At 44.8% G+C, this 15376-nt stretch carries 11 protein-coding genes and 1 riboswitch; of the genes, 1 reads left to right on the forward strand and 10 read right to left on the reverse strand.

The window, feature by feature from the left end; translation table 11 throughout:
* Nucleotides 1-69: 69 nt before the first annotated feature.
* From metF to CLV31_RS09215, 5 genes are all read right to left on the reverse strand, one after another.
* Nucleotides 70-1023: a methylenetetrahydrofolate reductase [NAD(P)H] gene (metF, locus tag CLV31_RS09195; RefSeq protein WP_111392591.1), complete on the reverse strand. Its 954-nt coding sequence runs from the start codon at nucleotides 1021-1023 to the stop codon at nucleotides 70-72.
* Nucleotides 1020-3719, reverse strand: coding sequence for a methionine synthase (metH, locus tag CLV31_RS09200; RefSeq protein ID WP_111392592.1), 2700 nt, complete (start codon nucleotides 3717-3719; stop codon nucleotides 1020-1022). Before metH ends, metF begins: the two co-directional genes overlap by 4 nt.
* The gene (locus CLV31_RS09205; RefSeq protein ID WP_111392593.1) at nucleotides 3712-4767 is read right to left on the reverse strand and encodes a homocysteine S-methyltransferase family protein; all 1056 of its coding nucleotides are present in this window, start codon (nucleotides 4765-4767) and stop codon (nucleotides 3712-3714) included. The genes metH and CLV31_RS09205 overlap by 8 nt, the downstream gene beginning before the upstream one ends.
* A gap of 69 nt (nucleotides 4768-4836) precedes the next feature.
* Nucleotides 4837-4936: riboswitch (SAM riboswitch) on the reverse strand.
* 96 nt (nucleotides 4937-5032) lie between these two features.
* Nucleotides 5033-6349, reverse strand: a complete 1317-nt coding sequence (locus CLV31_RS09210) for a hypothetical protein (protein ID WP_245943367.1) — start codon at nucleotides 6347-6349, stop codon at nucleotides 5033-5035.
* 56 nt (nucleotides 6350-6405) lie between these two features.
* Complete coding sequence (locus tag CLV31_RS09215; RefSeq protein WP_111392594.1) at nucleotides 6406-10731, reverse strand: PAS domain S-box protein; 4326 nt, start codon at nucleotides 10729-10731, stop codon at nucleotides 6406-6408.
* A 217-nt stretch (nucleotides 10732-10948) separates the two neighbouring features.
* Between CLV31_RS09215 and CLV31_RS09220 the strand changes: the two genes are divergently transcribed.
* Complete coding sequence (locus tag CLV31_RS09220; RefSeq protein ID WP_111392595.1) at nucleotides 10949-11269, forward strand: YbjQ family protein; 321 nt, start codon at nucleotides 10949-10951, stop codon at nucleotides 11267-11269.
* Between the two features lie 17 nt (nucleotides 11270-11286).
* Here the strand turns inward: CLV31_RS09220 and CLV31_RS09225 are convergent, their stop codons facing one another.
* From CLV31_RS09225 to CLV31_RS09245, 5 genes are all read right to left on the reverse strand, one after another.
* Entirely contained in the window at nucleotides 11287-11547 is a 261-nt protein-coding gene (locus CLV31_RS09225) for a (2Fe-2S) ferredoxin domain-containing protein (protein ID WP_317048781.1), read from the reverse strand.
* Nucleotides 11529-12782 carry a DUF819 family protein gene (locus tag CLV31_RS09230; protein ID WP_111392643.1) on the reverse strand — a complete coding sequence of 418 codons (1254 nt, stop codon included), beginning with the start codon at nucleotides 12780-12782 and terminating at the stop codon, nucleotides 11529-11531. Before CLV31_RS09230 ends, CLV31_RS09225 begins: the two co-directional genes overlap by 19 nt.
* A gap of 58 nt (nucleotides 12783-12840) precedes the next feature.
* Nucleotides 12841-13440 carry an NUDIX hydrolase gene (locus tag CLV31_RS09235; protein ID WP_245943368.1) on the reverse strand — a complete coding sequence of 200 codons (600 nt, stop codon included), beginning with the start codon at nucleotides 13438-13440 and terminating at the stop codon, nucleotides 12841-12843.
* Between the two features lie 28 nt (nucleotides 13441-13468).
* Nucleotides 13469-14155, reverse strand: a complete 687-nt coding sequence (locus tag CLV31_RS09240; RefSeq protein WP_111392597.1) for a bifunctional isocitrate dehydrogenase kinase/phosphatase — start codon at nucleotides 14153-14155, stop codon at nucleotides 13469-13471.
* A 96-nt stretch (nucleotides 14156-14251) separates the two neighbouring features.
* Complete coding sequence (locus tag CLV31_RS09245) at nucleotides 14252-15232, reverse strand: GlxA family transcriptional regulator (protein WP_111392598.1); 981 nt, start codon at nucleotides 15230-15232, stop codon at nucleotides 14252-14254.
* Between the last annotated feature and the right edge of the window lie 144 nt (nucleotides 15233-15376).

Genomic DNA, 15376 nt, shown 5'->3' on the forward strand with positions numbered 1-15376 from the left:
ATGTTTCAAAAACCCCAAAGGTTTGATTAACAAAGGAAACCTTCGAGGTCTTGAAGACCTCAAAGGTTATCAAAACACCTCTTTTGCAATTTTGTAAGTAGCATCCGCCTTACTCATTGTATAGAAATGAAGACTTGGCACATTGGCAGCCACTAATTCCTTGCACTGCCCGATCGCCCAAGCGATTCCCACTTCTTTCACTTCTGCATTGGTTTTGCACTTTTCCAATTCATCGGTCAAGGCATCCGGAAGATCCAGGAAAAAAGTACGAGGCAACATGGTAATCTGACCCAAAGTAGTGATCGGCTTAATCCCAGGAATAATCGGAACCTCAATTCCTGCCTCTCTAACTTTTCTCACATACTCGAAATATTTCTGGTTGTCAAAAAACATCTGAGTCACGATGTACTCGGCACCCCGGTCCACTTTTTCTTTCAGATACTTGAGATCAAACTTCATACTCGGTGCCTCAAAATGCTTCTCCGGATAACCTGCTACGCCGACACAAAAGTCCGTATGAAAGCTGTTTTCCGTCTCCTCGTGAAGGTATTTCCCCTGATTCATCCGCACAATCTGCTCCACCAATTCGGTGGCAAACTGATGACCTTCTGGTTCAGGAATAAATCTCCCTTCTGTTTTGGGGGCATCACCCCGTAGGGCCAGCACATTGTCCACCCCGATAAAATTGAGGTCGATCAGGGCATTTTCCGTCTCCTCTTTCGTAAATCCCCCACAAAGCAAATGCGGGACTGCATCCACATGATACCGGTTCATAATCGCAGCACAGATACCCACCGTTCCCGGACGCTTTTTGGTGCTCACTTTTTCCAAAAGTCCATTGGGATGCTTTTTGTAAATAAACTCTTCCCGGTGATAGGTCACATCGACAAAAGGCGGCTTGAACTCCATCAAAGGCTCAATTCCTTCTAAAAGTTCTTTCAAACTTTGACCTTTGAGGGGAGGTAAAATTTCAAATGAAAAAAGCGTGGATTTCGCATTTTTCAGGTGTTCGGTTATCTTCATACAGTTTGATTCGCTAATAGGTTGGAAGGCGTGTAAGCCAGATTGGGTGAAAGCAATCGCTCAGCCTGCTCGATCGAAATTCCCTTTCGCATCGCATAGCTGGCCACTTGGTCTTCGGCAATTTTGCCTAGACCGAAGTATTTTGACTCGGGGTGTCCAAAGTAAAATCCGGAAACTGAACTCGTCGGATACATTGCAAAGCTGGATGTGAGCGTGATTCCGACCGTATTTTCCAAATCCAAGATCCGGGCGATGGTTTCTTTTTCAGAATGCTCCGGACAGGCCGGATAGCCCGGTGCTGGTCTGATCCCGAGATATTCTTCCCGGATCAGAGAATCATTATCCAGACTTTCCGTTGTTGAATAGCCCCAATACTCTTTTCGTACTAATTCATGCACATATTCCGCAGCCGCTTCAGCCAATCGGTCTGCCAAAGCCTTGAATAAAATATCATTGTAATCGTCTCCTGCTGCTTGAAATTCAGCCAATTTCACCTCCATCCCCAAGCCTGAAGTCACCGCAAAACACCCCAGGTAATCGGTCTTTTCCGGATGGAGATAGTCCGCTAAGGATCGATTAGGCACTCCTTTTCCTTTTTTTCCTTGTTGACGCAAAAAGTGGAACTGGCCAATCACATTTTCAGTATTGGGCTCAAAGACCACCGCGTCATCCGCATTTCGCTGAACAGGAAGTAGGGAAAAAACCGCCTTGGCAGAAAGCCATTTTTCGTCAATAAGCTGATCTAGCATATTCTGTGCATCAGCAAAAAGACGCTTGGCTTCCTCTCCCACGATCGGATCTTCCAGGATTTTGGGATACTTCCCACTCAGCATCCAAGTACTGAAAAACGGGGTCCAGTCGATGTATTTTCTCAAAACGGAAAGATCCAAATCCTCCAAAACTGTCCTTCCAAGCACTTTCGGCTTTACAGGCTCATAGGTGCTCCAATCGATTTCAACCGGATTGCCTTTAGCTTCCTCATAAGAAACCATCTGCTTGACCGATTGCTTGGCTTCATGTTCTTCCCGAAGCTGACGATAGGTCTCCTTGATTTGTCTGTGGTAGGCTTCTTTGGTTTCCTCAGAAATAGCCTCTCCGGCAATAGGAACAGATTTACTTGCATCCGTCACGTGAACCACCGTACCTGAATAAACCGGGTCAATCTTCACCGCAGTATGAATCCTAGAGGTGGTCGCTCCACCGATCAGTAAAGGGATCTTCAATCCCTGTCGTTCCATTTCAGAAGCAACATTGACCATTTCATCCAGTGAAGGCGTAATCAATCCGCTCAAACCGATGATATCCACCTTGTTTTTGATCGCTTCGTCGATGATTTTTTGAGCATCGACCATCACGCCAAGATCAATGATCTGGTAGCTGTTGCAGGCCAAGACCACGCCGACGATATTTTTTCCAATGTCATGCACGTCGCCTTTTACCGTGGCGAGCAAGATTTTTTTCAAGGAGGAAGCTTCTTGACCTTCTTCTGGAAGGGGCATAAAGGGCTCCAAATACGCCACAGCTTTCTTCATCACCCGGGCGGACTTGACCACCTGAGGAAGAAACATTTTTCCTTCTCCAAAAAGGTCTCCTACAACATTCATCCCATCCATCAATGGACCTTCAATCACCTTCAGGGGATTGACCAATTCGAGTCGGGCCGCTTCGGTATCTTCTACAATAAAGTCCAAAATCCCTTTGACCAGCGCATGCTCAATCCGCTTAGCCACGGGATCTGATCGCCACGCTTCATTGACTATTTCCTTTTTGTCAGCTGCTTTGACGGTCTCTGCAAATTCCAGCAAGCGCTCCGTTGCATCCGATCTTCGATCAAAAAGCACATCCTCTACCCGCTCCAAAAGGTCCTTTGGAATATCGTCATATACTTCGAGCATGGTAGGATTGACGATGCCCATATCCATCCCATGGTGGATGGCATGGTAGAGAAAAGCCGCATGCATGGCCTCTCTCACCCGATCATTTCCACGAAAAGAGAAGGACACATTGCTGACACCTCCACTGACTTTGGCACCGGGAAGGTTTTCCTTGATCCACTTGGTCGCCAAAAAGAAGTCCAAGGCATTGCGTCGATGCTCTTCCATCCCGGTTGCTACCGGGAAGATATTGGGATCAAAAATGATATCCTGGGGATTGAACTTCACCCGATCTACTAAAACGCGATAGCTGCGCTCGCAAATCTCAATTCTGCGCTCATAGGTATCGGCTTGGCCTTTTTCATCAAAAGCCATCACCACTACTGCTGCTCCAAATTTCTTGATTGTTTTGGCCTGTTGGATAAATTCCTCTTCCCCGTTTTTTAAGGAAATCGAATTTACGATGCCTTTTCCCTGAACACATTTCAATCCAGCCAGAATGATGCTCCACTTGGAGCTGTCGATCATGATCGGAATCCGACTGATTTCAGGTTCGGAAGCGATCAGGTTAAGGAATCGCCTCATCGCAAATTCCCCATCAAGCATGCCTTCATCCATGCAGACATCCAGCACTTGTGCTCCACCCCTGACTTGATCCAGGGCGATTTCCAGCGCGTCGTCGTATTTTCCACCCAAAATCAACCGGGCAAATTTCTTGGATCCAGTGATATTGGTTCGTTCTCCGATATTGACAAAGTTGATGTTGGGGGTGAACACCAAAGGTTCCAGCCCCGACAGTTTCATGTAGTTCTGCTTAGGCATTGTTTTCCTCCTCCTCTAGTTCTGCTTCAATTTTTCGGGGCTGAAATTCCGCCGTCATTTTGGCCAGGGCACGGATGTGATCCGGTGTGGTACCGCAGCATCCCCCCAAAATATTCAACATCCCTTCTTTCAAGAAATCCCTCACCTGATCTGCCATTTCATTGGCTCCCTGATCATAAGCTCCAAATTCATTGGGCAAACCGGCATTGGGATAAGCGGATACATAAAAGGGTGCATTTTGGGACAGCACCTTCAAATAAGGTCTCAATTCCTTGGCTCCCAAAGCACAATTGAGTCCTACAGAAAGCAAGGGGACATGCGAAACCGAAATCAAGAAAGCCTCTGTAGTCTGTCCTGAAAGTGTACGGCCCGATGCATCGGTGATCGTTCCCGAAATCATAATCGGAATTCCTCCCTCTTTTGGGTCCAAGGGGATTCCTCGCTCTTCATATACTTCCTGCACCGCATAGAGTGCAGCTTTGGCATTGAGTGTGTCAAAAATGGTTTCGATCAAAATAATATCCGAACCTCCATCCAATAACCCTCTGACTTGCTCTGCATAGGCTTCGGCAAGTTGATCAAACGTGATGGCCCGATAGCCTGGGTCATTCACATCCGGAGAAATGGAAGCAGTACGATTGGTTGGGCCGATTGCACCCGCCACAAACCGGGGTTTGGAGGGATCTTTCGCGGTAAATTCATCAGCAACCTCCCGGGCAAGTTGGGCTGACTCCAAATTGATCCGATACGCCAAATGAGACAAAGCATAATCTTCCTGAGCGATAGTAGTCCCCGAGAAAGTATTCGTCTCGATGATATCTGCACCTGCCTCCAGGTATTCCCGATGTATGGCTTTAATGATATCCGGTCTGCTCAGCGAAAGCAGGTCATTGTTTCCTTTGAGCGGTTTGGGGTGATGTTGAAGCTCAGGAGTTCTGAAGTCCCCTTCTTCCAACTTATAGCGCTGAATCATGGTGCCCATGGCTCCGTCAAGAATGAGTATGCGCTGTTGAATCGCTTGGAGTAGGGTTTCCGTTCTGTTTTGCATCTTTTTATAATTCAATTCAAAAAGCCAATCGAGCAAAACACGGAGAAAAGTACTTGAGGTAATCTCTTCCGCTCATCTTTTTCCGGCATTTCCGGAACGGGAGTTAGCACCTTGTGATCAGGTTGCTAAGACGTCGCAGGGCCCTTCCCTCGGTCTTTCTCGATAAGCAGTTCAAATGTAAGATCAAATTTTCAATAAATCACCTTTCCCATTATGGAGGTGAAGATCAATTGGTCGTTTTTTTTGACTTTCTTGAAAAATACAATTAAGGCCTTACTCCTACTCCGAACATCAGAAATGGTCCGGACATGTATTCACTCATCGAAATTTCCCCTAAAGAATAGGAAGGAAAGGCTAGCTCATAGCCGGCAGAGGCAGAAAACACCAAATCAAAAAACTTTCTTTTTGTCATAGGCAATCCGTATTCTACCAAGGCCTCAGGTTTGAACATGACTCCCGAACTTCTCAAATACCCGTCAAAATACCTTTCCTCAAATAACTCGGGGAAATCAGGCTTATTTTTGGAAGAAAGGGTATATCGAAGGTTTCCGAATCCAACACCACCCATGGCTCCCAAAGCGAAATTTTTATATTGAAAAAACTTATGCCCCACGTTCCCATAGACCCGCACACTGTTTAGGCTATGATCTTGGGAATTGCTTGCACGCCCTTTCATTGCCAAGTTGAATACATCCACACCATACAGCAAGCCATCCGTTTCACCAAGAATTCTAACTCCCCAATTGGAAGGTTTACCTTCCAGTGGCTGATACCCGTAATCTTCCAGAACAGAATTGAATTTCTCGGGACTTTTGAAATGTACTCCCCGAATCAGGGAAATTCCGATTGTCGCATCTTTATAGAAAAAATTCCTGTCAGGAAGCGAAATTCCTGCCCCAACTCTGAAAAAAGCGCCTGCCTGGGCATTGTCAAAAGCAATACCGTTCAGAGACCAACTTCCCTCAAACGGGCTGAAAGAATAGCCGACTTTGGCTAAAATTTCCAGGGATTCTTTCCGTCCGGGCAAATCAAAGTCATAGCTCGCCTGAAAACCTATTTCAGTCAAAAAATCACCAAATCGACTCGTGCCTTTATGAATATCGTTTTTCCTGAGAATAAAACCTTCTTTGGGATCCAAGAGAAACAACTCGAGATTTTTCTCCTGATTTTGAGGAAGCATCTGAAAATTCAAATAACCCATTCCCAAAGACATGTAATGAATCAATTGAAATTTGCCTTCTTCGGTGAGGGAATAACCCACATTGATCAATGCTCTGGAGGTCCGGTATTTGATTTGGAAATCGTCAAAATCACTGGTTTTACTTTGATGCTGTGAAAGTTCAAATCCGATTAAAAAATCATTGATTCGGGACTGATATCCCAACCCATACGAACGATACCTATTTCGGATAGGGGAAAGTCCTCTTTCTTCAAGCAAGGAATTGAATTGGCGGATATTAGCACCAGAAGTACCGGTAAACCCATAAAATGATGATCTTTTCTCAATGAGTCCTTGGGCACCAACCACAACGGTGATCAAAGTCAGGCAAAAAATGAAGAGAATTCTTTTGAAGTGAATCATGGGTTAAATTTTGGACTGAATACCAGCTTGGCAGCATCCCCTCGGCAAAATTAGTGCTAAACCACAATTTCATCAGGATCTTTTGGATTCAGAACCTTAATAATTTTTTCATACAGCACTTCGGGAGAAAAAGGCTTAGGAATAAAATCATCGATGCCAGAAAGAATCAAATCCTCCTTTACCTCTTGATAAGAGGCCGCGGTCAACGCAAGTATGGGAACTTGAGCTTTTTCCCTGTCCAAATTTGCCCTGATTTTCACAGCTACTTCAAACCCATCCAATTCCGGCATCTGAAGATCCAACAAGACCAAGTCAAAGGATTCATGCTCAAACATTTCCAGTGCCTCTTTCCCATCTCCTGCAATCACCAATTTGCCTGCGTTCCATTTGGTCAAAAACTTCCGAATCAAAATCTGATTGACCACATTATCCTCAGCCACCAAGATCGAGGCCTTTTCCAGGGACTTTGAGACAGTTTGGGCAGCCCGTTCTGCTTCAAGGGCTTTTTGATCAATGAATTCAAAAGGAAGAGTAAACTCAAACACACTCCCTCCTGATTTCCGGTTGTAAAGCTCAATCTCCCCACCGTATAATTCCACCAGGCGCTTGACTATAGCCAAGCCTAATCCCGTCCCTCCGTATTTTCTACTGGTGGACGATGATGCCTGGGTAAATGCCTCAAAAATGGTCTTCTTCTTTGAATCAGGGATTCCTATCCCTGAATCTTCAAAGAGAAATCGAATATCGGTGATGCCGTTTCGGGTATATTCTCGGGATAGGGAAATTCGCACAAAGCCCTTGTCTGTAAATTTCACCGCATTGGACACCAGATTGTTGACTACCTGTCCCAAACGGAGCGAATCTCCAATCAGCGTTTCAGGAATTGCCTCGTCTATTTCGCAACTTAGCCTTAGATTCTTTTCATTGGCTTGGAAACTATGGGAATGGACGATACGATGCACCACATTTCGGATATCAAAAGGCGCCTTTTCCAATTCTACTTTTCCCGAATCAATCTTATTGTAATCCAAGATATCGTTGATCAGCGCCATCAGGTTTTCAGCTGAAAACTGAAGTGTTTTCAGGTTTTCCAACTGATCAGGCCGTGGATTTTCTTCCATGAGAAAATGGGCAAGACCAATCACTGCATTCATGGGCGTCCGGATCTCATGGCTCATTACGGACAAAAACTGAGACTTAACCAAAGAGGCCTGTTCTGCTTTTTCCTTCGCAATTCTCAGTTCGGTTTCAGCCTCCTTCAATTTGGAAATATCCCTGGCCACTCCGGTGTAATACCGATGAATTCCCTGTTTATCCTGAATCATTTTCCTATTGGAACTGAACACTTTAAAGGTCCCGTCCTTGTGCCGGAGCCTAAACTCCAAAAACTGGGTGGTAGACAAAATATCCTTTTTCTCTCCCATCATGATTCGGAATTGATCCAAATCGTCCGGATTCAAAAACTCAAAAATGCTTCTACCGATCACTTCCTCGGAGTCATAACCTAAAAACTGCTTGACATTGGGCGACACATAATGAAGCAGGAAGGTTTCGGTCAGGGAGAAAATGATCTCCGTGGATTCCTCGACCAAGCGTCTGTACTTTTCCTCCGAATTGATCAAATCCTGTTTTGCCTGGTATTCTTCCTGAATATCTCTCACAATACTCAGTGCATACTCCACCTGATCATTTTCAATAATGGGCCTGATGATCCGGTGATATTGGCGACCATTGATCGAAAACTCGGTTTCGACAATTTCTCTGTCCTGATACACCCGATCCAAGATGGCATTGACCTCCTCATACGTTGTCAACTGAAAATCCCGAAGGTGCTTCCCTTCAAAATCTTCTCTTTTGAGGCCCCAAATATCAAAATTGGTTCCTTCGGCCAAAATGTATCTCCTCTGAGAATCCAGGAGAAAAATATTGGTTCGGGGAATATTGGAAGCCAACACCCGGTATTGCTTATCCCTTTCTTTTTGAATGTTTTCCAGTCTTTTTCGATCAGAAATATCCTGAAAAAGGCCCTCATGGAGGATGACCTGCCCCTCCTCATTTTCCACGTCGGAGGTTTTATCCTCCACCCAAACATAGGAACCATCCGTTTTACGGATGCGGTATTCTCCGGAAAAAGACCGAATCCCCCCGGATCCGGTATTCTTTTTCGCCAAATCCAATATCACTTCCTTGTCCTCAGGATGGAGCAACTCCAAAAATGGAGTTTCATTTTGCATGAGCGTGGAGGCATCATATCCAAACCTGTTGATATTTTCGGATATGTATTTGATTCGATATTGATCACTGGGATTCACACTAAAGAGGATAACCGGGCTATTCTCAACGATCAGCTTGGCTCTTCTGGAGACCAACTCAGAATGATATTTCTCCGCCAAACTGTGGAGTATCAGAGAATATCCGATTTTCTCCTCCCCCTCTGCCAGAATAGGTTGCAGGGTCACCTCAAATGGCGAGGATTGGGTATGCCTCGTATGGATAAACCGCTCGGACTTCCAAATCTGCCCCACAGCCAGTTTCTCAGCGATTTCCTTTAGATTTTCATTTTCACTCCATCGGATCGAGACCAACCCCTCCAAATAACCTTTGAAATTCCTCGCTGTCTGTGGGCAACAAAGCTGAATAGCTGATTCATTGAGATATATTACCTCCAGTGCCAAATTGGTCACTAAGATCGGATCACTCACCTGCGCCAGGATCTGAGACTGTAATCTCAAATACCCATCGGTCGCCCTCTTGTGGGTGATATCGGCACAAAACCCATAAATCTCCAGACCTTGACTTAAAAAGTCCTTTCTTCCCTCAATCTCGTAACTGATATAGCGAACCCCTTTCTCCTCATCTGTAATGGTAAATTCCCCGGATGTTCGACTTAGATGGAGCGAAGCTTCCTTGAGATTTTTGATGAATTCGGCCCGATGTTCTTTGTCAATTTTATAAATCAACGAAGCAAAATCGGCTACAATCGGCTGCATGCCCATGCCCAAAATCTTGGACAATCCGCCGGAAAAGTGAAATCTGTTTTGATGGGAGCCAAATCTCCAAGAGCCGGAATTGGACAGCAATTCAGTACTGGCTAGCAGGTTCTCATTACGCTGAAGGCGACTCATCATCTGACTGCCCAAATAAGCCCCTGCCAGAATGTCTCCCAACTGCTTGAAAACCTGAATCTCCTTTTCGGAATAAGTAAACTTATCCGGCAAAAAATCGAATTGGATTATTCCCAGGAGCTTTTTTCCCGAAATCAAAGGAATCATCAAAAGCCTTGCTTCCGAATGGAGTTTTCCCATAGGCATGGTTTTGATCGGGATCAAAGCCTGCTTTACTTTCCCTTTTTCCAGGTCTTTTCTACTGGTATTGATGACAGCGAAATATCGGGGACTATATTCCAATCCAAACCCGGATTGTTCATCATTGGTCCAGCTGTTCAGCACCTCCAACTCTCTGGTATCCCGGTTGATAATGAGAATTTTGGAGCTCTCCGCACCCAGCATTTTTCCCAATTGGATCAAGGCTTTATCGAATTCATCCTCCAAATTGGACCACTTTCCATTGATCAGTTGGGCAGAAATCAGATTGACCAGATTTTCTATTTCATAGCGCTTTTGCAAAGACTGGGAAGTCTGGATAAAATCGGTGATATCCCGGGAACTAAAGAGAATACCTTGAATCTGAGGGTGATCGAGGAGATTTTTGGCAAAACTTTCCAAGTAAATGCGTTTGCCGTTGGGAAGGTTGACCCAAAAATCAAGCGCCACTTCCTCTTTTGAGCTCAATATCTCTTCAAAGCTTCCTTTGACGATTTCAAATATTCCCGAATCCAAAAATTCTCTGAAATTTCTTCCAAGCAACTCTGAAACCGGAATCCCGATTTTTGCTTCTACCGATTTACTGACAAACTGATAGTTCCCTGCTTTGTCCAAGATGACTATGAGGTCATGGCTATTGTTGAGAATGCTTTGCATGTAGCGAAGCTCCTCGGTCATCACCCCCTTTTGCCTCAGCTCGGCTTCTTGTTCTTGATCAAAATCGGTCTTGATACGGTTGCCCTTGACGATCAAAAACCGATCGGTATAGCTGGAAGGAAGATTGATAAACACCCATTCGAAGCCGTGTTTTTCACCGTCCAGGCCCTTAATTGACTTCACCAGCCGGGATGAAGGAAGATCTCCCGTCTTAAAAAACCGAATCAACTCCTGCTGAAGCTCCTCGAGGTCCAAAAAAGACTTCCATTTATCACCGGGCAATTCAAAATTCTCACGGAAATATTGATTGAAGAAAATAATCTCTTCCGAATCCATCAGAAACAAGGGTTCCTGAATTTCATTGAGAAAATCAGAAATATCGAATTGCTGAAACTGATTCATAGGTCTTTTTGGGTGTCTCTGAAAAATAACACTATCCCATTTGGGAACCGACTAATATTTAAAAAGAATTCAGGAATCACAACGGGTTTCCATCATTTTGTAAAAGAATGACCTGTATCGAGACTTAGGGCCCAATAATTACCTGTTTCCGGAAAACTTCTTTCCGTCAAATACGTGGTGAAAGCCTAAATTAGATTTCAATTTCAAATCCAAAACTATGATCATCACAACCACAAACAATCTGGAAGGGTATACCATCGACCAATACCTGGGTATTGTATCCGGAGAAACCATCATCGGAGCCAACATCTTCAAAGATTTTTTTGCCAGCATCACCGACATCGTCGGGGGAAGATCCTCTGCCTACGAACAAGTCTTGAGAGAAGCCAAAGCCACAGCCATTGCAGAAATGGAAATGCAGGCCAGGCAGTTTGGAGCCAATGCGATCATTGGTATCGACCTGGACTATGAGACCATCCGTGATGGGATGCTGATGGTGACGGTGAGTGGCACAGCGGTAAAAACCACAAAAATCTAACTATGAAGCCCTGATTTTCAGGGCTTTTTTAATTGATTAAGGACTTTTTCAGAAGTAGTCTTTTTGCAAAAATGATCACCCACAATGACTACCGGAGCAGATTTGCACATGTCCATACACTTCGTCTGGATTAGTTTGACCTTTCCTTTGAGGTCACCTTCCTGCAAAGACTCCTTCAACTCTTTGCGAATCAATTTGGCACCGGATTTTTTACAATCTGATCCAGCACAACAAAAAACCAATTTTCGCGAATGTTTCATCACATGCCGGATATCCATTGCATCATCAACCCACTCAGATAAGCTCCATAAGTACCTACCGCATACCCCAATACTGCCAGCAATACACCGACGGGAGCCAAGGAAGCATCGAATGCGGATGCCACAATCGGAGCCGACGCCGCACCTCCCACATTAGCCTGAGATCCCACTGCCACATAGAAGAAAGGAGCTTTGATAATCCACGCCACCAAGATCATGATCAGAACATGAAAAATCATCCAAACGATCCCGATCAGAAAAAGTATCGGATTGTCCAACACGGCTCCCAAATCCATTTGCATCCCTATCGTGGCTACCAAGACATAGAGCAAAACTGAACCCATTCTGGACGCCCCTGCCCCTTCCAAATCCCTCGCCCGGGTAAACGAAAGAAGCAAACCAGCCGTGGTGGCGATCACTACAATCCAGAAAAATGCGGAGTTGAGCGAATACTGATCCAACTCGGGAAAATTTGTCCCAAACCATGGTGCAAGAAAATCCGCACCCCAATGGGCTATGCCCGTGACTCCAAATCCAACTCCGAAAATAAGCATGGAATCCTTGAGACTGGGAATCTTCATGATCCCTTCTCTAAACTTGGCAATCCGATCTCTCAACTCATAAATGGCAGAGGTGTCAGACTTTAAAAGTTTATCCAATTTCTCCGGCTTAGCAGCCCAATACAACAGGAAAGCCATCCAAAGATTGGCCACCAGCACATCCACCGCAATCATCTGCCCAAAAAGCACCGGACTGGCCCCAAACACCTCCAGCATGGCCGTTTGGTTGGCACCTCCTCCAATCCAACTTCCGGCAATCGTTGAGAGACCTCTCCAGATTTCATCCGGACCTGAACCGGAATAAATATCCGGATACACGAATCCTACTGTCAATAAAGCAAGTGGACCACCCAGCATAATTCCCAAAGTCCCCGCCAAAAACATGGTCAATGCTTTGGGGCCCAATCTTAAGATTCCTTTCAAATCGATACTAATCGTGAACAACACCAACGAGGCAGGCAAAAGATAGCGGGAGGCTACTTTATACAAACTGGAAGATTCTCCGGAAATCAAGCCCAAAGAATTGAATACAGCCGGAATAAAATAACACAGCAAAACCGTAGGCACATACGTGTAAAATCTGACCCAAAAAGGATGCTTGCTGGCAGAAGTGGCGAATACAAATGCCAAAGTTGCCATCAACAGTCCAAACACGACTGCATCATTGGTCAATAAAGGGGTGTTTTCTTCCATCATTTGGGTCTTCTATTCTGATACAACAATACCAACAATTGCCCAAAAAGACGAATGATTAATGGTCCTTGCTTTCCAAAAGTAAAAGCAGTTCGCTTAGAATCATCGCCGTGGCCCCCCAGACGATTTCTCCGGAAATGTCAAAATAGGGTGTATTCAACCGAATTCCTTCCCCGACCGACAGCTCGGTATGTTTGATTTTTTCAGGCGCTGTCAAGGAGTAAATCGCCGTGGAAATAATTTTAGCCACCTCCTTTTGTTCGGGTACAAATCTGGGTTTGTCGGAGATCAAACCAATCACCGGAGTGACCAAAAAATTACTGGTTGGGATATACAAATCTGAAAGTTTGCCCAAAACCTCAACCTTCCCGGCATCTATTCCAATTTCTTCCTCTGCTTCCCTCAAGGCCGTAAAGGTGACATCCGGATCTCCCGGTTCCATTTTACCCCCGGGAAGGGCGATTTGCCCACTGTGCACACCGGCATAGACAGGTCGCTTGATCAAAGGGAAAAAGCCGATTCCCTTTTCGGGATAAATGAGCAGTAAAACCCCACTTTTTCGATGAGTCTCGGGGATATGCAAAGTAAACCTCCTCCAATCGACCGGTTGGGGAGACATTCTAAGGTGAGCCTCTTTTCCGGGTAGAGGTTTTCGCAAAGCGGCTAATAGTTGGGGAACTAAGCGATCAATTTCCATTGGATGCCAAATCCACGGATTTTAGTTTTTTATCCAGATAGGAAGCTGGAAGATATTTCTCGGTGGTTTTGTTGAGTTTAAACTGACTCAATTGATGCTTCTCGGTATTGATCATCCAAACCATCGGACGAAATCCCTCATCTTCTTCAAAATAACCCAATACCAAAAATTCTACCGGGCTCAACCATAATCCTTCTTCAAACATTCCCGATGGACCTATAAAAAGCAGGCGCTCTTTCATCCCATCCGATCGATACCAAATCACCTCAGAATCCGGATTAAGGAAGGGTCTGTCCAATCCTTCCTGAGCTTCTACTTTATAAGAGTAAATATCCATCACTCCGTCACCTTCAGGATGGGCAATCTGGTAGGGGCGCAAAGGATCTTTCTCCAAAATCGGGTTTTTCTCAGGCATCTCCATGGGATCTATGGAATCAGTAAATACCCATATAAAATCCGATTCATCGAATCCTCCCAAAGAACCTGCCCAATGGTTAAGCCAATTGTTTTTTTGAACAAGAGCCAATGAAATCTGATTCTTGAGTGTTCCCAATTGATTTTCGCTCGCAACTGGCTGAATGGCCTCTTCTTGCTTGGAATCAGATCCAGAATCACAAGCCCAGACTAACACCAAGGCGCAGAAAAATCCAAAAGAACGTAGCCGATATTGCTTCATATTTTAAAATTAGAACCTTAAGCTAAGTGAAGAATGGGGACAAAAACAAATCTGATCATCGATTTACCTCGTCAAAAAGAGCTGCTTCAGATCATGTCAAGCGGCTTTACTTACCTTATTGTATTTCATTCGGTATTCTAAAGGAGTGAGGCCGGTGATTTTCTGAAAGACTTTTCTGAAGGCTTTGGCATCGGTATATCCAACCTCCCACATAACCTCATTGCAGTTTTTTATGCTGGATTCAAATATGCGCTTAGCCGCTTCAATTTTGACGCGCTGGACATATTCCAAAACCGAGTTTCCGGTCAGTTTCTTGAATCTGCGCTCGAAACTCCTTCTTCCCAAATGAACTTGCTCAGCAAGTAGATCCACGGTCAAACCTTTGGCAAAATTTTTCTCGATGATTTCCTGGGCTTGTAGGATTTGTTTGTCCGGGTGATCTTTTTGACCCTTGAAAATCGAAAAGGAAGCCTGAGATTCCCGATCGATGTCAATAGCAAAGTATTTGGACAACAATATGGCCATCTCTCGCCCTGCGTATTTTTCCACCAAATGCAGCAGCAGGTTCCAATAAGAATTGGCTCCTCCACTTGAATAAATCCCCGATTCCTCTGTCACGATACTCCCGTCCTGAACCTTCACTCCGGGAAACATAGCCTTAAACTGATCCACAAAACCCCAATGGGTGGAGCAATGCTTCCCTTCGATCAGGCCTGTAGCTGCCAAAAAAAATGCTCCCACACACAAGGATGCTACTTCTGCACCTGACTCATACTGCGCTCTGATCCAAGGTAAAAACTTCGAATTGGAAGAGATCGCTTCAGAAAAATCACCCAGAAGTGGGGGAATAATAATCAAGTCACCCTGAAAGGAATTTTCAATCAAAACATCCGGCTGTAGTCGAAAGCCTGGAAAACCGGGGTTCACTTCCTCATAAAGCCCGACCAAATGAACTTCAAACAGGGGGGATTGTCCTTGTTGCTGCAGGAAAAAATTCACCGTCTGGAAACAATATTGAGCCCCGGCAATGGCCTGGACTACCGATTGCTCCATGGCTAAAATCAAGATCTTCTTCATAGGTCGATGTATTTGTAGGATAATCTGATTCAGGTCAAGTTCTAAAAATAACCAATCTTGTCGCAAAAAACCCCTTCATTGTCATTTTTACACCAGTGATTGCCGGGTTGGAAGATTTAAATTTGTTTACATCATTGAAGAGAC

Source organism: Algoriphagus aquaeductus (assembly GCF_003253485.1).
GTDB lineage: Bacteria > Bacteroidota > Bacteroidia > Cytophagales > Cyclobacteriaceae > Algoriphagus > Algoriphagus aquaeductus.